We start from the raw sequence: 20154 nt of genomic DNA on the forward strand, positions 1-20154 counted from the left end.
GATAGCTCAATACAAAGATATTGACAAACATCTGGATGCTGGACTTTATCAGGCAATCACCGCATATAACTGCTCGGCGTGATTAAACATGATCCAAGAGGTGGCAATATATTTATCACCACTCACAGGTTTATTTCCCCTGTGTGAATGAGTAAATCCCGCAGGCGCTATCACCATAGTGCCTTTTTTCGGCGAAATTTTACGTTGCTGATAATAAAATTCGGTTTCACCGCCCTCTTCCACATCATTTAAATAAAACATATAAAGTACGACGCGATGTAAGGCTTCATTGTGGCCATTCTGCGGGAATTGCTCCGAATGCCAATGGGGATAACCGCCTTTATTTTGCTGATACTTTTGAATATTAATACTGCCACTGCGATACAAATACTTGACTAAGCCATCGGCCCTAGGCGCACCCAGCGTCGCAAAATTAGTCGGAGTTAGCGTCACAGGTTGGCCTTCTTCATCACCCACAGACACTGCGACCGCGCCCATTAGCGCCATTGAGTACTTTGTGAAATAATCTACTGCGCCCTTTAAGGTATAACCTAAGAGTTCGTTTCTGATGGGCTGCAGGTCGACGAAACTATCTAAGGTCAAATCGCGGCTGATCTTCTTCTCCAAATCAACGCCATTGCCCGTTTGTCCATCAACAACGCCAGCGTGTTGCTCAAATGCCAGAATGAGACGGTCACACAAGTCATTCGGCAACGCATTAGGGTATACTTCAATAAAGTCCATACTTCCTCAATGGATTGACTACTTTCTAGGCTTACTATGCTGACATGTTAGTTAAGTAATTGTAAAGCAGCATCATTGAGATAAAATAACTCACATTAGGCTTCACGATAACAAGAATATGAAAAAAAGCTGTAAAGTCTCAGTCCATCAACTTCAAGTCGGCAACTTTGTGCGTTTGCCTGTGGCTTGGAAAGATCATCCCTTTTTATTCAGTAGCTTTCATATTAAACAAGCTGCACAAATCGAGTTGATTAAAAATCTAGGCATCGAGCATGTCATTGTCGATTTAGAACGCAGTGATGTCGCTCCCATAGATGCTGACGCAGTCAACCCAATCAAATTACCGCCAAGTGCTGAGATCAATGTGCTTAAGAACGACATGGATCAGTACAAGGCCGAACAAATCGAAGTGCAAAAAAAATTACGCCGCGATATTCATAAAACCGAGCAAAACTTTACCCGTTCGGTCGCCATGATGCGCAGTCTCATCTCTAAGCTGCGTAATCGCCCCTTAAATGCGGTCGATGACGCCAAAGATTTAGTACACTCCATCGTCGAACAGCTGCTTAATTCAGATAACTTAGTGCTGCATTTAATGAGCGATGCCAAGCAAGACGAAAGTATTTATTACCATTCTTTGAACGTCGCGATTCTTTCTATGCTGATTGCTAAAGAACTGGAATGGGATAGAAGTGAGATTGAAACTGTGGGTCTCAGTGCCCTATTCCACGATGTGGGTAAATTAAAAATTCCACCCCAAATTCTTAAAAAATCGACTCCTTGGTCGGCGCCAGAGCTTAATTTCATCAAGCAGCATCCGTTACTTGGGATTGAACTGCTCAAATTAGCCGATAATTTTCCCCAAGCAGCCTTACCTGCAATCATCAATCACCATGAGTTTCTCGATGGCAGTGGTTATCCCAAAGGCCTAAAGGAAGAGGCTCTCGACAAGGTATCGCAACTGATTGCGGCAGTGAACGAATATGACTCCCTATGTTACCCAAGCCAACAGGGCAAAGCCAGAATGCCCTACGCCGCACTGGGGCATTTGTATAAGCAATATAAAACTAAGCTAAATCAAGAGTATATTGGCAAGATGATCAAGATGCTGGGCATTTATCCCCCGGCAGTGTGGTGGAATTATCCAGCGGTCAATATGCCATGGTGATGTCGGTTAACTTAACTAAACTGCTATGCCCTAAGATATTGGTTTACGATGCGTTAGTCCCTAAAGATCAAGCACCTATCGTTGATTTAGAGATTGAAGGGATCAGCATAGTGCGCTGCTTACCCCCTGCGGCGCTTCCTGAAAAAGTTCACGAGTACTTGAATCCCCGCGAACGAGTGAGTTACTACTTTGGTGGTGACAGCCGTAAATGATGACTGGGTTAAATAGCCTTACAGTTGGTGCATAACTGGCGGCACTGATTTAATCAAAGTCATAGAGTTAGACTCGTGACGTAAAACTCATTAAATCAAGTGAAGTGATTAAATCACAGTGATACAATCGCAGTGATAAGAATAAGGGTCGAATATTATATTCGACCCTTATTTTTTTATTCGACAAAACCAACGCGTCTAGCGGCTGACTTATAACCAATGTTTACGTTTAAAGAAGAAGTAAGTACCGGCGGCACTGGCTAACATCATCACAATCGCCATAGGGTAACCGTATTGCCACTCAAGCTCAGGCATACTGGTAAAGTTCATCCCATAACTACTGGCAATCAAGGTTGGCGGCAGAAACACCACAGCGGCAACCGAGAAGATTTTAATGATTTTGTTCTGTTGCAGGCCACTGAAACCCATGGCCGCATCAAGCAAGAAGTTTAATTTATCGAAAATAAATTGACTGTGGGGCATCAGCGACTCGATATCCGATAACATTTCCCGCAAATCCTTCAAGTGCTCATCGGATAGCTGACCACGATAGTAACGCTGCATATAACGCAGTGAACGCTGGGTATCGAGCAAACTTAAACGGATTTTACCATTGGAGTCTTCTTGCAGAGTGATGAGCTTAAATACATCGTCAAGCTCATCGTTATCAAACACTTGCTCACCGACATTTTCGAGGACTGTGTAAACATCTTCAATTAAATCAGACAGATAATCCACTTTCAGATTAAACAATTCGAGAAATAATTCCTGCGGTGTCGACACATCTAACCGGCCCAGACGTAAATAGTTACGTAGCAAGCGGATCAGACCGACGTCTTCTTCACGGATTGTCAGTAAAAAATTGGCCCGAAGGTTGAAGGACACGTTAACACCACGCACATCTTGGCCGACACGCTGGGGAAATAACGAATTGATGTGCAAGCCATCGCTGTTTTGATAAAAACGTGCAGAGGCCTCAATTTCATTGATATCTTCTTCGTCAGGCACTTCTTCAACAGAAAAATGACTTAACCATTCTCGCTCCGCATCATCGGGTTTATACAGATCTAACCAAATGGTCGACGCGGGAATACTGTCCAGTATGCCGAGCTCTGTCACAGTAAGGTGACGATTTTCATACACATAAGCAGTAATCATTTGTCCTCCTGAAAAAAACTTAAGTTAACGATCCCACTTAAGTGCAGGCTAAAAAATTGTCGCTAGTTTACCGCATAAGTTGGCAATGAAAAGGCGCGAAGGATAATTTAGTAAAATAAATATGCCTTAATCGGTCTCGATGATCGTCAGCCGTTCTTGGGTCGAAAAGCGAATATGGATGCCATCGAGCGTCACCATTTTCGAATCTGAAATATCACCCTTACGCACGCGATACTCACCATTGTTGTCAGCATTGGGTGACACGATTCTTACCGTGACTATTGTGTGCTGGTCTCGCCAATACCAAACGCTATAACTGAGTACACTCAGTCCGAGCACCACAAACACGCCAGTGAGCAGATAACGACGCCACAGGGGTTCACTTAAACGTTTAGAGCTGATATTCGCGGCCTGAGGCACAATATGACGCTGACGTTTCATCAATAAAAACCAAGCACCAGCAATGATTAAGAATGTCAGTAAAACTTTAGTGAGCATGACCCTTCCTTTGATGTACTTCGCCTACGCGCAGTCAACGATATAACACATGCTGCAATCGAGCATTAACCCGTCACAAAGGCCATTATACGCTGACTCAAGTGGATAAACTGTCTTTGGGATCAAGCTTAACGCTCACGGTCGAAGAGATAAGACAAATGGCAAGTGACATTACACAAAAGCAATGATTTGAAACAGAGTACTACAACAATGTGGCAGGACGAAAAATGACAGGATAAAAAACACTGCGAGGTAAAGATAAAGATAAAGATAAAGGCCTAATCCGATTACTGTGACAAAAGCGCCACAGCACTCAAGATGACTAAGCCATTTAGATTAAAAATCCTCAAATACCTTTGCCATTCGTTGAATTTGGGCCAAAGGTACGCCATGGCGATTCCGTTTGGCGCATTCCAACTGATGGGCAGGATTACTCGGTTCGCCCACAAGCACAATTCTAACTTGATAACCTAAGGCTTTTGCCGCCGCTTCATAGGCCATGTATTCCCAGCGGCACAGATTAGTGTTGTCGCAAATCACCACGGGCTCGCCTGAAGACAGTGCCTGAATAAACCCCGTCAGATTACATTGATGATACTCAGGCAACCTCTTAGCATCAAAACGGTATTCATCTTGATGGTAGAAAAAGCTATCGGTCGAAAAGACACCGCGTTGGCGCACGTCAATGGCTTTTTCTAAAGCAAGGGAAAGAATATAAGTTTCAACCCAATGTGACTTACCACTGCCCGGTAAGCCACGCATAATAATCGCGATTTTATCACTCATGCGTTTGACTCACTGCCAATCACTCTACCCGCTAAAATAGTCTCGACCAACTGGGGCACTAACTCCCCCGCTTTGCCCGTCAGATGATACTGGAACTGACTGTGTCTATCGGGTGCCATCATATTCACTTCAACCGTTTGCGCGCCGTGATGATTAGCGGTATCGACAAAGCCTGCGGCAGGATAAACAGTACCAGAGGTGCCAATGGCAATAAACAAGTCGCAGTTATCGAGCGCATCGTGAATTCGATCCATCCCTAAGGGCATTTCACCGAACCACACCACATGGGGGCGCAAACGCTGGGCAGGAATACAGCAGGTACAACAGTTATCGGCACCAAAAGGCTCACGTAAAATAAAAGTCTGACGCGAACGCGGACAACGGCCTTTGGATAGTTCGCCATGCATGTGCAGCAATTGACGTGAACCCGCACGCTCATGCAGATCATCAATATTTTGGGTCACGACCAATAACTGACCTTGAAATTCTGCCTCTAACTTTGCCAAGGCAAGGTGCGCGGCATTGGGCTCAACCGTACCACTGTGCAATTGCTGCCAACGACTATTGTAAAAGCGTTCCACAAGTTCAGCATCACGTTCATACCCTTCAGGTGTGGCAACGTCTTCAATATGATGTTCTTCCCACAAACCATCTTGATCGCGAAAGGTGCGTAGTCCCGATTCCGCAGAGATCCCCGCGCCGGTTAACACCACAATTTGCTGGTACATGCCGATTCCTTATTATTTTATTTATTTGAATTATTCTTACTGACTTTGGCAGCCGTGAATATTATTCCTTGGTATAACCATACAAAAACTATGCTTGAATTGCCGCAAAATATTGTGATTTAACGCCTATTGACACAATTTATCTGCATATCGCGCTATAAAGCCAGAACAAAGGTTTAAGTTTTCAACCTGAGCCCCTATAATGGCAAACACTATCCACGGATGAACCTATTGGTTCTGCAATCAAGAGATTAGCAATGACAGATGGAAATCAAGCGCTAAAAAAAGCGGGTTTGAAAATTACCCTGCCACGAGTCAAGATCCTAGAACTGATGCAAGGACCTGAAAACCAACATATCAGTGCAGAAGATTTGTACAAGAAGCTGCTGGATTTGGGTGAAGAAATTGGTCTAGCCACCGTCTACCGTGTGTTAAACCAATTTGATGATGCTGGCATTGTCAGTCGTCACCATTTTGAAAGCGGTAAAGCTGTTTTCGAACTCTCAACTCAGCATCACCATGATCACTTAGTTTGCCTGTCGTGTGGCAAAGTGATTGAGTTTTCAGATGAAGTTATCGAACGTCGTCAAGATGAAATTGCCATGAAACACAACATTAAGCTGACGAATCACAGCTTATATTTGTACGGCACTTGCACCAATGATACCTGTGAGCATAACGACGCTTAGTCGACTTCAGCTTTCATCGCAGAGACACAAAAAACCAGCTTTAGGCTGGTTTTTTATTGGATGATGTTAATCGGCAAATCGTTATAATAATTTGGCGTAGATATTCACTTTATGGCCCATAAACTCATTTTGCTCGCGCCAGTGCATCCCCACTCGCTTAGCTACGCCTTCTGAACCGAGATTCCCTTCTAAGATAAGTGCAATTGTCTGCTCTATGCCAAAACGCTTAAATTCGGCTAATGCAGCAGATGCGGCCTCAGTGCCAATCCCTGTGCCCCAATACTCAGGGAAATAACGATAACCCAGTTCGACTTCATTAAATTCTGCAATGAATTTCGGGCCACAAAAACCGATCACACGTTTATCGGCTTTATGCTCTACTGCCCAGCGACCAAAACCATGTTGCTGGTAATCGGCTTGGATCACTTGGTGAAATAACTCAACCGCCTGCTCACGAGACGTAAAAGCAGCAGTGGGAATGTATTTCAGCATCGCAGGATTACTGTTCATCAAATACAGGGCTTCACAATCTTGCTCAGTAAATGGCCGAATAATTAATCGTTCAGTTTGGGTTATCATCTTTACTCCTTCAAAAATGGATCGCTTAATACATCAGCCTATCGATAAATGGTTACTATTGGCGTAACGTCAACGACACTACGCCAGAACCTTAAGCTTAACGGTGGTAATCACCACTGCGCTCAGGCTGATACAGGATTTCTTCAATACGCACTTTTACCATGGAACCACCAGGGCCTGGCCATTCAATCTCATCGCCTTGTGACAGCCCTAATAATGCACTCCCCACTGGCGCCAAAATAGAAATCGTGCCCGCGCCGTTTACGTCTTTTGGATACACTAACCGTAAACAGAAGGTCTCATTACTGGATGAAACGCTAAACTTCACTTCCGAATTCATGGTCACCACATTTGCTGGCATCTGAGATGCAGGCACGATATCGGCCCTGTCTAATTCAGCCTCCAATGCCGCTTTGCCCGGGAACGCATTTGCCGGCAGTGACTCCAATAATCGCTCTAGTCTTTCTAAATCGATTTCCGAAATAATGATTTTAGGTGTTTTCACAGTCTTTCCCTCGTAAAGAAACGTGATGTTCAAGCCGTGACTCAGGCTAACATCGACTCAGTGGCTTACCCTCCCCCAATGCAGTAAGCCCCATAATACAAATACGCTCGCAGCGATAGGCTGCAACCGTGTGATAAAAATTTGAATTCAAGATATTTTGCAGAAACAGCACTGAAGCCATAAGCACTTAGCTCATGGTTAATGGCTCTCATCACGCTATGCTCGCCAATGGCGCAGGCGACTGCTGAGTAGAGAAGCATCAATCTAACCCGTAGAAGAAAAAATATCTAGTCTTCATGGTGTTAGCTCAATCCCATTCCTGTCATTTTACAGCCAATAAAAAAGGCGCCTTAGGCGCCTTTTAGTATCGAACGGTTTAGCTTACCAACCAGTACGAGTACGCAGCGCTTTGCCGATATCAGCTAGCGAGCGGACAGTTGTCACGCCGGCTGCTTCTAATGCAGCAAATTTGTCTTCTGCAGTACCTTTACCGCCAGCGATAATCGCGCCAGCGTGGCCCATACGCTTACCAGCAGGTGCAGTTACACCAGCAATGTAAGACACAACAGGCTTAGTCACGTGTGCTTTAATGAAAGCCGCCGCATCTTCCTCAGCGTTACCACCGATTTCACCGATCATTACAATCGCTTCAGTCTGTGGATCGTTTTGGAACATTTCCAATACGTCGATGAAGTTAGTACCTGGGATTGGGTCACCACCGATACCTACGCAAGTAGATTGGCCGAAACCTTCATCAGTCGTTTGCTTAACCGCTTCATAGGTCAGAGTACCTGAACGTGAAACGATACCCACTTTGCCTTTTAAGTGGATGTGACCTGGCATGATGCCGATCTTACATTCACCTGGGGTGATAACACCTGGGCAGTTAGGGCCAATCATGCGAACGCCAGTTTCTTCAAGCTTCACTTTAACTTGCAGCATGTCCAGTGTAGGAATGCCTTCAGTGATACAAACGATAAGCTCGATGCCACCGTCGATAGCTTCAAGGATGGCGTCTTTACAAAATGGTGCCGGTACATAGATCACAGTTGCCGTTGCGCCAGTTGCAGCAACAGCATCTTTTACCGTGTTAAACACTGGTAGACCTAAGTGAGTTTGACCGCCTTTACCAGGAGACACACCGCCCACCATTTGCGTACCGTAATCGATAGCTTGTTGTGAGTGGAATGTACCTTGACCGCCAGTGAAACCTTGGCAAATTACCTTGGTATCTTTATTGATTAAGACAGACATTATTTGCCCTCCGCAGCTTTAACTACTTGCTCAGCCGCGTCAGTCAGACTGGTAGCTGCAATGATATCAAGACCTGATTTAGCTAATACTTCACGGCCAAGTTCAGCGTTAGTGCCTTCTAAACGAACCACAACAGGGACTTGTACGCCCACTTCTTTAACGGCGCCGATAATACCTTCTGCGATCATGTCACAACGTACGATACCGCCGAAAATGTTAACCAGAACCGCTTTCACATTGCTGTCAGACAGAATGATTTTGAAAGCTTCTGCTACACGTTCTTTAGTCGCGCCGCCGCCTACGTCTAGGAAGTTCGCTGGCTTGCCACCGTGCAAGTTAACGATATCCATAGTACCCATAGCCAGACCAGCACCGTTCACCATACAGCCAACGTTACCGTCTAATGCTACGTAGTTCAGTTCGAACTTAGCCGCGTGAGCTTCACGCGCGTCATCCTGTGATGGATCGTGCATGCCTTTGATTTTTGGTTGACGGAATAGTGCATTACCGTCGATACCGATTTTACCATCTAGGCAGTGTAGGTTGCCTTCAGTGGTAATAACCAGTGGGTTGATTTCTAATAGTGCGAAATCATGATCAACGAACATAGTCGCCAGACCCATAAAGATCTTAGTGAACTGCTTCATTTGCGTTGGGTTTAAACCTAACTTGAAGCCAAGATCGCGAGCTTGATAACCTTGTGGGCCAGTCAAAGGATCGATGATTGCAGTGTGGATGAGTTCTGGCGTTTCTTCTGCCACTTTCTCAATTTCAACACCACCTTCAGTCGACGCCATGAACACAACGCGACGAGTCGCGCGGTCAACAACGGCACCAAGGTACAGTTCGTTAGCGATGTCGGTACAGCTTTCTACTAAAATTTTAGCAACTGGCTGACCTTTCTCATCAGTTTGATAAGTCACCAGATTTTTGCCTAACCAGTGTTCGGCAAAGGCTCTGATTTCTTCTTTATCTCCAGTGACTTTAACGCCACCCGCTTTACCGCGGCCGCCAGCGTGTACTTGACACTTAACAACCCATAAATTTCCGCCAATATGGCCTGCCGCTTCTACAGCTTCTTGGGCTGTATCACATGCAAAACCTTCTGACACTGGTAAACCATATTCGGCAAATAAGGATTTTGCCTGATACTCATGCAAATTCATGATGATCTATCCGTATACTTCTAATCAAATCCAACTGGCCCGTTTGGGCCAGTCACGAGGGTATGTCTGGCTATTTCTTTAAGCGCGAACTCTTAGCGAGTTGTCTTACAGATCAAGCAGCAGACGAGTTGGGTCTTCTAGGAAGTCTTTAATCGCAACCAAGAAACCAACAGACTCACGGCCATCAACAATACGATGGTCATATGAGAGTGCTAGGTACATCATGGGCAGGATTTCAACCTGACCATTAACTGCCATTGGGCGGTCTTTAATGGCATGCATGCCTAAAATCGCGCTTTGTGGCAGGTTAAGGATTGGGGTAGACATCAATGAACCGAAAACACCACCGTTAGTCACAGTGAAGTTACCGCCAGTCATGTCAGCTACAGTCAGCTTACCGTCACGGCCTTTAAGGGCTAAGTCACGAACCGCTTTTTCGATTTCAGCTAAGTTCATAGTATCTGTGTCACGTAACACTGGTGTTACCAGACCACGTGGCGTTGATACTGCGATACTGATGTCGAAGTAGTTGTGATAAACGATATCGTCGCCATCAATAGACGCGTTGACTTCTGGGAAACGTTTCAGCGCTTCAGTCACAGCTTTGATGTAGAAAGACATAAAGCCTAAACGGATACCGTGGCGCTTTTCAAAGATATCTTGATATTGCTTACGGATATCCATGATTGGCTTCATGTTCACTTCGTTAAATGTCGTGAGCATAGCGGTAGAGTTTTTCGCTTCTAACAAGCGGTTAGCGATTGTCTTACGCAGACGTGTCATTGGCACGCGCTTCTCGCTACGGCCAGCCGCTAACGGAGCCACAGCAGGTGCTGCTGGCGCCGCTGCTTTAGGGGCAGACTTAACAAAAGCTTCAACGTCTTCTTTAGTAATACGACCACCCACACCCGTACCTTTTACTTTGCTAGCATCAACATTGTGCTCGGCCAGTAAACGGCGTACTGATGGGCTTAACGCATCGTTAGATTCGTCACTTGTCGCAGCTGCTGGCGTTGCCGCTTCTGCTTCAGCTTTAGTCACTTCTTGGCCAGAAACTGCACCAGCGATGAACTTAGCGATCACTTGTTCACCTAAAACAGTGGCGCCTTCTTCAAACAAAAACTCGCCAATGTGGCCATCTTCTGGCGCAACCACTTCAAGAACCACTTTATCGGTTTCAATATCAACCAGGTTTTGATCACGAGAAACTTGCTCGCCCACTTTCACATGCCAAGTGGCAATAGTGGCATCGGCAACAGATTCTGGTAGTACAGGTACCTTGATTTCGATACTCATGAAAAACTATCCTTTTATAAAATGTCTATTACTACAGTGTGATTGTAAGTTTCAGGGCACTGTTCACTAAAGATTCTTGCTGATGTGTATGCAACTCAGGGTAACCACATGCTGGCGCAGCTGACGCTTCACGGCCGGCATAAGTTAACTGTGCACCTGCAGGAATCGCGGCCCAGAAATGGTGTTGACTCGAGTACCAAGCACCTTGGTTCTGTGGCTCTTCCTGACACCAAACAAAATCTTTAACATGTTGGTAATCAGCCAAAGCAACGATCATTTCATCATGTGGGAACGGATATAACTGTTCAACACGAATTAACGCTACGTTAGTGATGTTTTCTTTACGACGTTTTTCCAGTAGTTCGAAGTAAACTTTACCACTACAGAAAACAACGCGATCCACTTTGCTTGCTTCCAAGGTATCGATTTCACCGATCACATTTTGGAAACTACCACTGGCCAATTCTTCCAAACTCGACACGGCTAATGGATGACGCAGCAATGATTTAGGCGACATCACGATAAGTGGTCGACGCATTGGGCGCACCACTTGACGGCGCAACATATGGTAAACCTGTGCAGGTGTTGAAGGCACACACACTTGCATGTTGTGGTTAGCACACATTTGCAAGAAACGCTCTAAACGGGCGCTTGAGTGCTCTGGGCCTTGACCTTCATAACCATGGGGCAACAACATAGTCAGACCACATAAACGGCCCCACTTTTGTTCACCCGATGACAAGAACTGATCAATAACCACTTGGGCACAGTTGGCAAAGTCACCAAACTGGGCTTCCCAAATGGTCAGGCCGCCAGGTTCTGCCGTCGCATAGCCGTATTCAAATGCCAATACTGAGGCTTCAGATAATACTGAGTCAGTAATATCAATCGGACCTTGCTCATCGGCAATGTTGCGTAGTGGCATGTAAGTCGTGCCATCGTTTTGATTGTGCAGCACAGCATGACGATGGAAGAAAGTGCCACGGCCAGAATCTTGACCTGTGATACGAACGCGCTTGTTGTCTTCCAGAATCGAGGCATAAGCCAAAGTTTCTGCAAAGCCCCAATCGAGTGGTTTCTCACCTTTTGCCATAGCAACACGGTCGCCATAAATCTTAGCAACACGGGATTGTAATGGATGGCTTTCAGGAACGTAGCTCAATTTGTCCGCAAGGTTTTGTAAACGTTCTGCCGACATCGCAGATTCGAACGCTTCGTCCCACTCACGACCAATATAAGGTGTCCAGTCAACAGAATGCAGCGTCATTGGACGCCATTCTTTCACCACACAATCACCCTGATCTAATGCGTCACGGTAATTATTGATAAGACCAGTCACCTCATCGGCAGCAATCACGTTTTCAGCGATTAACTTGTCTGCATAAATCTTACGTGGCGTTGGGTGTTTCTTGATCTTGGCATACATCAGCGGTTGAGTTGCACTTGGCTCATCGGCTTCGTTATGGCCATGACGGCGATAACAGACTAATTCAACCACCACATCACGTTTGAACTCGTTACGATAGTCAACGGCTAACTGCGATACAAATGCAACCGCTTCTGGATCGTCAGAGTTAACGTGGAAAATCGGCGCCTGAACCATCTTAGCGATGTCAGTACAATATTCAGTTGAACGCACGTCCGCATGGTTAGACGTAGTGAAACCCACTTGGTTGTTCACTACGATGCGAATACTGCCGCCCACTTTAAAACCGCGGGTTTGAGACATGTTGAATGTCTCTTGTACTATCCCTTGACCCGCAATGGCTGAGTCACCGTGAATAGTAATAGGCATGACTTGTAAGCCATCCTTACAACCGCGACGGTCTTGGCGGGCACGTACCGAACCAATGACCACAGGGTTAACGATTTCAAGGTGCGATGGGTTAAAGGCCAGTGCTAAATGCACATTGCCGCCCGGCGTTTCGAAATCAGAGGAGAAACCTTGGTGGTACTTAACGTCACCCGAACCGTGGGTATCAGCATGCTTACCCGCGAACTCATCAAACAGTTCAGCAGGACGCTTACCTAATACGTTAACCAGTACGTTTAGACGACCACGGTGGGCCATACCAACGACGATTTCTTTAGTACCCGCTTCACCTGCACGATAAATAATTTCGCGCATCATAGGCACTAACGCATCGCCGCCTTCTAACGAGAAACGTTTCGCACCAGGGAATTTAGCACCTAAGTATTTTTCAATGCCTTCTGCGGCGTTTAAGCCTTCAAGAATGCGTGTCTTAACACTTTTATCGTAGTTAGCTTTACCTAAGGAAGGTTCGAGACGTTGTTGGATCCAGCGTTTCTCATCGGTATCGGTAATGTGCATATATTCAGCACCGATAGAACCACAATAGGTGGCTTTCAGCGCTTTTACCAAATCCGCGAGCTTCATGGTTTCGCCACCATGAGCAAAAGAACCTGTATTAAACTCACGATCCATGTCTTCTTTAGTCAGGCCGTGGAAGGCAGGATCTAAATCAGCAACGGGTTCGCGTTTCCACAGTTCAAGCGGGTCAAGGTTAGCACCTTGGTGACCACGGAAACGATGGGCGTTAATTAACTGCAGGACTTTAACTTGCTTAGCATCCAGTTCAGGATCCGTCACACGAGCAGAGCTCTTATGGCGTCCTTCTAACGCTAAACTGCGAAAATAATCACGTACTTTTGAGTGAGCAGCTTCAGGCGCATCAACAGAGGCACCGTTCACAGGAGGGAGATTATCAAATACCGCACGCCAATCATCAGCGACTGACTGTGGGTTTTCTTGATAGGCTTCATACATCTCTTCTACGTAGGTCGAATTTGCACCACTTAAGTGAGATGATTCGAGCCAGGCTTTCATGATGCCTTGGTGCATTTCTATTCCTTTCAAACTTTATACACGTGCTTAGCCATAGTATTAAATATGCAGTCTGTAGAGATTACCTTCGACGCATAATTTCTGCCGCCCCTAGATGTCCAGATATACGGCGCGTTGTCTTCCATTACATACGCAAAAGAGTCACCTTCTGCTACCAGAAAGTGACTCTTCAAGAGCTATATTATTATTGGTTTCAGCTCGGGTTCTCGCATTACACTGCTCGCTTCAACAGCATGGACTTAATATGACCAATTGCTTTAGTCGGATTAAGACCTTTTGGACACACGTCAACGCAGTTCATGATGCCGTGGCAACGGAACACGCTATAGGCGTCGTCCAGCTCAGAAAGACGTTCTTCTGTTGCTGTATCGCGACTGTCGATCAAGAAACGATATGCGTGAAGCAGACCGCTTGGACCGATAAACTTATCAGGATTCCACCAGAATGATGGGCAAGCCGTTGAACAACAGGCACACATGATACATTCGTACAGACCATCTAAATGAGCACGCTCTTCAGGTGATTGTAAGTGTTCACGGGCTGGTGCTTTCTCATCATTGATGAGGTAAGGCTTGATCTTCTCATACTGCTTATAGAACTGAGTTAAATCAACAACTAAGTCACGAACAACTGGCATACCTGGTAATGGGCGTATTTCTAATTTCTTGCCTTTGAAGGTTGAAATTGGGGTAATACACGCCAGACCATTTTTACCATTCATGTTCACACCGTCAGAACCACACACACCTTCACGGCATGAGCGACGGAATGACAGAGTCGGATCTTGCTCTTTCAACTTAATCAGTGCATCGAGCACCATCATGTCAGAGCCGTCAGCTACTTCTAAGCTGTAATCCTGCATATACGGTTTAGTATCTACGTCAGGATTGTAGCGATAAACTGCAAATGTCAATTTCATCTTTGCAACTCCTAGTAGGTACGTTTCTTCGGTGGGAATGCTTCACGTAACTTAGGTGCCATGTTCACTGCACGACGATCCATCGTTTCAGTCACAGGGTCAAATAAGCTGTGGCATAACCAGTTCTCATCATCACGCTCTAAATAATCTTCACGTGAGTGAGCACCGCGACTTTCAGTACGGAAGTTAGCAGCATAGGCCGTAGCGATTGCTGTTGCCATTAGGTTATCTAACTCTAAACATTCAATACGTTGAGTGTTGAATTCACGAGAGTTATCTGACAACTTCGCCTTTGCAAGACGTTCGCGGATGACTTTCAACTGCTCTAAACCTTCAGCCATAGCATCGCCACGACGGAATACAGAGAAGTTTAATTGCATACACAGTTGCAGATCCTTACGGATTTGCGCTGGATCTTCGCCATCTTTGTTGCTTTCCCAACGATTCAGACGAGCCAGTGATGCTTGAATATCCGCATCGCTTGCGTCTTTTGGATCGTCAGTCTCATCCAAAGCTTTACCTAAATGCTGACCCGCTGCGCGGCCAAAGACCACTAAATCGAGCAATGAGTTACCACCTAAGCGGTTTGCACCGTGAACAGATACACAGGCAATCTCACCCACAGCAAACAGACCGATAACATCTTGTTCAGTACCATCTTCATTCTTACGAATAACTTGACCACTGACTTTAGTTGGCAGACCGCCCATCATGTAGTGACAGGTTGGCAACACTGGAATTGGACCATCGGCCGGATCGATATGGGCAAAGGTACGAGACAATTCACACACGCCTGGTAAACGTGCTTCTAATGTTTCTTTACCTAAGTGATCAAGCTTGAGTAAACAATGTGGACCTAATGGACCGTCTAAACCACGACCTTCGCGGATTTCAGTCATCATTGAACGTGCTACCACGTCGCGTGATGCCAAATCTTTCGCGTTAGGGGCATAACGCTCCATGAAGCGCTCGCCGTCTTTGTTCAGCAGATAACCGCCTTCACCACGACAACCTTCAGTCACAAGTACACCCGCGCCGGCGATACCAGTTGGGTGGAATTGCCACATTTCCATGTCTTGCATTTGCACGCCAGCACGCATTGCCATACCGACACCGTCACCGGTGTTGATATGCGCGTTAGTAGTAGAAGCGTAAATACGCCCTGCACCACCGGTCGCTAGAATCGTTGCTTTGGCTTTGAAATAAACGATATCGCCCGTTTCAATTTCAATCGCAGTACAACCCACAACGGCGCCATCATCGTTTTTAACGAGATCTAATGCATACCATTCTGAGAAGACTTGCGTCTTATGCTTCACGTTTTGTTGGTATAAACAGTGCAGCAAAGCATGACCAGTACGGTCGGCAGCTGCCGCAGTACGTGCAGCCTGCTCGCCACCAAAGTTCTTAGATTGACCACCAAACGGACGTTGGTAAATCGTGCCATTTTCGAAACGAGAGAAAGGCAAACCCATTTGCTCAAGTTCAATAACGGCTTCAGGACCGGTTTTACACATGAATTCAATCGCTTCTTGGTCACCGATAAAATCGGAACCTTTCACGGTATCGTACATGTGCTGTTCCCAATGATCTTCATGGGCGTTACCTAACGCAACAGTGATACCACCCTGCGCAGATACGGTATGAGAACGAGTTGGAAATACTTTTGATAAAAGCGCACAGCTTTTACCTTCTTTGGAAATCTGCAGCGCTGCACGCATACCAGCGCCACCGGCACCGATCACTACAGCATCAAATTCGCGTACTGGAATACTCACTTAGACACCCCACACAATAACAATGCCGGCCGCTAAATAACAAAATACGGTAACGACAAAGGTGAACTGTAAAACACCACGTAACGACGTGCACTTGACGTAATCTGTCAGCACTTGCCATACACCAATCCAAGCGTGTACGAGTAATGCAACCAGCGTCAGAAGTGTAAACACTTTCATTGGCAGAGCGCTAAAAAGGCTATGCCAGACGTCGTAGGTGAGAGGGGAACTACATGCAATAAAGCCAACCAAGAAAATGGTGTAACAGGCGAGGATCACTGCACTAGCGCGTAGTAGAATAAAGTCATGAACACCACTGCGTCCAAAACTTGCTGCATTGGTTACCATACCCAGATCCCCGCTATGATTGAAAAGGCTACCGTTAAGGCAAATACAGCTTTCGCTGATGCGGCACCCGATGACAATTCTTCCCAACGACCGGTATCCATTACTAAGTGACGTAGGCCACCAAACAAGTGATACGCCAGTGCAGTCATAATGCCCCATAGGATGAACTTCATAACGAAGTTATCAAATAGAGATTGTACGCCAGCGAAACTTTCAGCTGATGCTAAAGATGAATTTAGCAACCAAATGAGAATGCCAACTGCGAACAGCATGATGACACCGGAAACACGGTGAAGAATTGACACAATCGCTGTTGCAGGAAAGCGAATGGTCTGCAGATCTAAATGGACAGGTCTTTGCTTTTTCACGTTCTGCTCACTCAGCTCCATTGAGCATTTTTTTTGTTATGTGAACCGCTTTTGTACAAACTTTAAACTGGGATGTGAATCACGGCAAAAGTAAACACAAAAGCAAAGTTTAAACAAACAGTTAACTATCTGAGCACGCACTCATTTAACATGTAAACAGAGGGTGCTTTATAATCGTTGTTTGCGGCCCTTATTGGGCGAGGCAAGTATACTCGCGGCAAATGTCAAATACAAACATCACAGAATGCAAATTATGTTTTTTTGACGAATTTTTACTGTAAGTGCCAGTTCCGCATGGGAAAGTAAAGGCATTTATACCATGGTCTAACAAATTTAAACGCTTATTTAAATTGAAATGTGATCTAGAATGGCTGTAAAGTAATGGCGGTTTGACATGCCGCACTCACAGATAAGAACTAAGTAAGGAGAACGGGGTATGGCTGATTTAAAAGCCAAATTAGAATTACCAGGGAACGACTCGATAGAATTGCCAGTAAAGCAGGGAACCGCTGGTTTTGACGTAATCGACATCAGTAAACTTGGCAGCAAAGGTTACTTTACTTTTGATCCAGGTTTTCTTGCGACTGCCTCCTGTGAATCTGCAATTACCTATATTGATGGTGATCTGGGTATATTGTTACACCGTGGCTATCCAATCGATCAACTAGCCGTTGACTCCGATTACCTAGACCTGTGTTATCTGCTGCTTTACGGTGAACTGCCGACGAAAGCGCAATATACTGAGTTTGTACATACAGTTAAAACCCACACTATGGTTCACGAGCAGCTAGCCTTCTTCTTTAGAGGTTTCCGTCGTGATGCTCATCCTATGGCCATGTTATGTGGTGTGACGGGTGCATTATCTGCATTTTACCAAGACTCTCTGGATGTTAACGATCCACGTCACCGCGAAATCGCCGCTTATCGCTTAGTCTCAAAAATGCCTACGATAGCAGCCATGTGCTACAAGTATTCTTCAGGCCAGCCATTCGTGTATCCACGTAATGACTTAAGCTATGCGGGCAACTTCTTAAGCATGATGTTTGCTGTACCATGTGAAGAATACATAGTTAACCCTATTGTTGAACGTGCAATGGACAGGATCTTCATTTTACATGCTGATCATGAACAAAACGCATCGACTTCAACCGTACGTTTAGCGGGTTCTTCAGGTGCTAACCCATTTGCGTGTATCGCAGCGGGTATCGCGTCTCTTTGGGGCCCTGCACACGGCGGCGCTAACGAAGCCTGTTTGCAAATGTTAGAAGAAATCGGTTCAGTTGACCGTATTCCTGAATTCATTGAACGTGCTAAAGACAAGAACGATCCATTCCGTCTGATGGGCTTTGGACACCGTGTTTACAAAAACTTTGACCCACGTGCCAAAGTTATGCGTGAAACCTGTCACGAAGTGCTGAAAGAACTGAAAGTTAACGATCCACTATTGGATGTGGCAATGGAGCTTGAGCGCATTGCGCTTGAAGACGAATACTTCATTTCTAAGAAGCTGTATCCAAACGTCGACTTCTACTCTGGCATCATCATGAAAGCCATTGGTATTCCAACCAGTATGTTCACTGTGCTGTTTGCACTGGCTCGTACTGTAGGCTGGATTGCTCACTGGAAAGAAATGTTAGATCAACCAGGCCACAAAATCAGCCGTCCACGTCAGTTATACACTGGCGAAACTGCACGTGATTTCGTCGCACAAGACAAACGCTAAGTCACACGGCTTACGCATTAAAAAGCGCCTGAGGGCGCTTTTTTCATATCGAACAATCACCTTTTACACTCCCCTTGTTACACAAAATACATTGTTGCAATTGCCTATTTGCATAACCGCTGTTAACCGCCTTTAGTTATTCTCATCACTTTTTAAACTTTTTAGCTACATTTAGTGAAATCCACACATTAGCCCTAACTTAAATATAGCTTAACCATATGAAATTAAGCTACATTTAACATTGGCACGGTTTCTGCTATCAAATGGCATCACAATAAAGACAACAGGTAACACTCTTATGGAAAAGTCAAACATTGCTAAATTCGCCCTCCCCCTGCTCATGATTTCAATGCTGGCAGCTTGTGGTGAGGAAGAAGTGGCAAAAAAAGAAGAAAAATATGCCATTCCCGTCGAAACCACCACTGTGATGCAAGGAAACGTTTCATCTTTCTACAGCACAACAGCCACCTTAGAAGCGCCTCAAGAAGCCAATGTCGTCAGCCGCATTTCTGGACTCATTGAATCATTGGCCGTTGAAGAAGGTGACCGCGTTCAAAAGGGCCAAGTGCTCGCCGTTATCGATGCCAAAAGACAGCAATACGATTTAGACCGCTCAGAAGCCGAAGTTAAAATCATTGAGCAGGAATTGAATCGTCTGAAGAAAATGGGCAACAAAGAATTTATCAGCGCAGATTCGATGGCCAAACTTGAATATAACTTGCAAGCCGCCATCGCCAAGAAAGATCTTGCCGAGCTACAAGTAAAAGAAAGCCGCGTACTCTCCCCTATCAGCGGCGTCGTCGCTAAGCGTTATGTGAAAGCAGGCAACATGGCGAAGGAATTTGGCGACTTGTTCTACATAGTCAATCAAGATGAACTCCACGGAATTGTCCATCTGCCAGAGCAACAACTTGCCAGCTTAAGACTTGGCCAAGAAGCACAAGTGTTCAGCAATCAACAAAGTAAAAATGCTATCCATGCCAAAGTGCTGCGGATAAGCCCGATTGTTGACCCGCAAAGTGGCACGTTTAAAGTGACATTAGCGGTACCGAATCAAGAAGCGCGCCTAAAAGCAGGGATGTTTACCCGTGTTGAGCTTAAGTATGACACCCACGAAAACGTGATTACCGTTCCCTACAGTGCACTGATCAACCAAGATAACAGGCAAGCTCTGTATGTTATCGATGGCACCAATGCTAACCGCCGTGAAGTCGAAATTGGCTACCGTGAAGGTGACTTTGTGGAAGTAGTTGCAGGCATTAACCCAGGCGAACAAGTCGTTACCCGCGGCCAGCAAAACTTGAAAGACCAATCCTTAGTCGAAGTGATCACCCCACTCGATCTTGCTTCCGCTAAGAACTGATAGGAG

The 20154-nt window shown here is 45.6% G+C and carries 18 protein-coding genes and 1 pseudogene; 4 read left to right on the forward strand and 15 right to left on the reverse strand.

Annotation, left to right across the window (positions count from 1 at the left end; genetic code table 11):
* Window positions 1-48: 48 nt before the first annotated feature.
* On the reverse strand, window positions 49-744 hold the full coding sequence (locus tag AYJ58_RS15015; RefSeq protein ID WP_106650747.1) for a 2OG-Fe(II) oxygenase: 696 nt from the start codon (window positions 742-744) through the stop codon (window positions 49-51).
* A 118-nt stretch (window positions 745-862) separates the two neighbouring features.
* On the opposite strand from AYJ58_RS15015, the pseudogene AYJ58_RS15020 reads away from it, so the two are divergent.
* Window positions 863-2124 (forward strand): annotated as a pseudogene (locus AYJ58_RS15020) (HD-GYP domain-containing protein).
* Window positions 2125-2334: 210 nt separating this feature from the next.
* Here the strand turns inward: AYJ58_RS15020 and corA are convergent.
* The 4 genes from corA to cobB form a co-directional block, all read right to left on the reverse strand.
* On the reverse strand, window positions 2335-3282 hold the full coding sequence (corA, locus tag AYJ58_RS15025) for a magnesium/cobalt transporter CorA (RefSeq protein ID WP_106650748.1): 948 nt from the start codon (window positions 3280-3282) through the stop codon (window positions 2335-2337).
* 126 nt (window positions 3283-3408) lie between these two features.
* Window positions 3409-3780 carry a hypothetical protein gene (locus AYJ58_RS15030; protein WP_106650749.1) on the reverse strand — a complete coding sequence of 124 codons (372 nt, stop codon included), beginning with the start codon at window positions 3778-3780 and terminating at the stop codon, window positions 3409-3411.
* A gap of 336 nt (window positions 3781-4116) precedes the next feature.
* A complete protein-coding gene (locus AYJ58_RS15035) occupies window positions 4117-4566 on the reverse strand; it encodes an ATP-binding protein (protein ID WP_106650750.1) in 450 nt (149 codons plus the stop codon).
* A complete protein-coding gene (gene cobB, locus AYJ58_RS15040) occupies window positions 4563-5294 on the reverse strand; it encodes a Sir2 family NAD+-dependent deacetylase (protein ID WP_106650751.1) in 732 nt (243 codons plus the stop codon). Before cobB ends, AYJ58_RS15035 begins: the two co-directional genes overlap by 4 nt.
* A 257-nt stretch (window positions 5295-5551) precedes the next feature.
* On the opposite strand from cobB, the gene fur reads away from it, so the two are divergent.
* Complete coding sequence (fur, locus tag AYJ58_RS15045; protein WP_106650752.1) at window positions 5552-5983, forward strand: ferric iron uptake transcriptional regulator; 432 nt, start codon at window positions 5552-5554, stop codon at window positions 5981-5983.
* An 81-nt stretch (window positions 5984-6064) separates the two neighbouring features.
* Here fur and AYJ58_RS15050 read toward each other — a convergent pair whose 3' ends face one another.
* The 10 genes from AYJ58_RS15050 to sdhC all read right to left on the reverse strand — a co-directional run bounded on the left by AYJ58_RS15050 (window position 6065) and on the right by sdhC (window position 17083).
* Window positions 6065-6562, reverse strand: a complete 498-nt coding sequence (locus AYJ58_RS15050; protein WP_106650753.1) for a GNAT family N-acetyltransferase — start codon at window positions 6560-6562, stop codon at window positions 6065-6067.
* Between the two features lie 97 nt (window positions 6563-6659).
* A complete protein-coding gene (rnk, locus tag AYJ58_RS15055) occupies window positions 6660-7067 on the reverse strand; it encodes a nucleoside diphosphate kinase regulator (protein ID WP_106650754.1) in 408 nt (135 codons plus the stop codon).
* Between the two features lie 381 nt (window positions 7068-7448).
* On the reverse strand, window positions 7449-8321 hold the full coding sequence (sucD, locus tag AYJ58_RS15060; protein WP_106650755.1) for a succinate--CoA ligase subunit alpha: 873 nt from the start codon (window positions 8319-8321) through the stop codon (window positions 7449-7451).
* Window positions 8321-9487 carry an ADP-forming succinate--CoA ligase subunit beta gene (sucC, locus tag AYJ58_RS15065; protein WP_106650756.1) on the reverse strand — a complete coding sequence of 389 codons (1167 nt, stop codon included), beginning with the start codon at window positions 9485-9487 and terminating at the stop codon, window positions 8321-8323. The genes sucD and sucC overlap by 1 nt, the downstream gene beginning before the upstream one ends.
* Before the next feature lie 105 nt (window positions 9488-9592).
* Entirely contained in the window at window positions 9593-10783 is a 1191-nt protein-coding gene (odhB, locus tag AYJ58_RS15070; protein WP_106650757.1) for a 2-oxoglutarate dehydrogenase complex dihydrolipoyllysine-residue succinyltransferase, read from the reverse strand.
* A gap of 31 nt (window positions 10784-10814) precedes the next feature.
* On the reverse strand, window positions 10815-13646 hold the full coding sequence (locus tag AYJ58_RS15075; protein WP_106650758.1) for a 2-oxoglutarate dehydrogenase E1 component: 2832 nt from the start codon (window positions 13644-13646) through the stop codon (window positions 10815-10817).
* 214 nt (window positions 13647-13860) lie between these two features.
* On the reverse strand, window positions 13861-14568 hold the full coding sequence (locus AYJ58_RS15080) for a succinate dehydrogenase iron-sulfur subunit (RefSeq protein WP_106650759.1): 708 nt from the start codon (window positions 14566-14568) through the stop codon (window positions 13861-13863).
* A gap of 11 nt (window positions 14569-14579) precedes the next feature.
* The gene (gene sdhA / locus AYJ58_RS15085; protein WP_106650760.1) at window positions 14580-16346 is read right to left on the reverse strand and encodes a succinate dehydrogenase flavoprotein subunit; all 1767 of its coding nucleotides are present in this window, start codon (window positions 16344-16346) and stop codon (window positions 14580-14582) included.
* Complete coding sequence (sdhD, locus tag AYJ58_RS15090; RefSeq protein WP_106650761.1) at window positions 16347-16694, reverse strand: succinate dehydrogenase, hydrophobic membrane anchor protein; 348 nt, start codon at window positions 16692-16694, stop codon at window positions 16347-16349. It abuts the gene before it with no gap.
* Complete coding sequence (gene sdhC, locus AYJ58_RS15095; RefSeq protein ID WP_012089416.1) at window positions 16688-17083, reverse strand: succinate dehydrogenase, cytochrome b556 subunit; 396 nt, start codon at window positions 17081-17083, stop codon at window positions 16688-16690. The genes sdhD and sdhC overlap by 7 nt, the downstream gene beginning before the upstream one ends.
* 415 nt (window positions 17084-17498) lie before the next feature.
* Here sdhC and AYJ58_RS15100 point away from each other — a divergent pair, with 415 nt between their 5' ends.
* Both AYJ58_RS15100 and AYJ58_RS15105 read left to right on the forward strand, forming a co-directional pair.
* Window positions 17499-18785, forward strand: a complete 1287-nt coding sequence (locus AYJ58_RS15100) for a citrate synthase (protein ID WP_071939348.1) — start codon at window positions 17499-17501, stop codon at window positions 18783-18785.
* 298 nt (window positions 18786-19083) lie between these two features.
* The gene (locus tag AYJ58_RS15105) at window positions 19084-20148 is read left to right on the forward strand and encodes an efflux RND transporter periplasmic adaptor subunit (protein WP_106650762.1); all 1065 of its coding nucleotides are present in this window, start codon (window positions 19084-19086) and stop codon (window positions 20146-20148) included.
* Window positions 20149-20154: the final 6 nt, after the last annotated feature.

The organism is Shewanella sp. Pdp11, from assembly GCF_002838165.1.
Lineage (GTDB): Bacteria > Pseudomonadota > Gammaproteobacteria > Enterobacterales > Shewanellaceae > Shewanella > Shewanella hafniensis.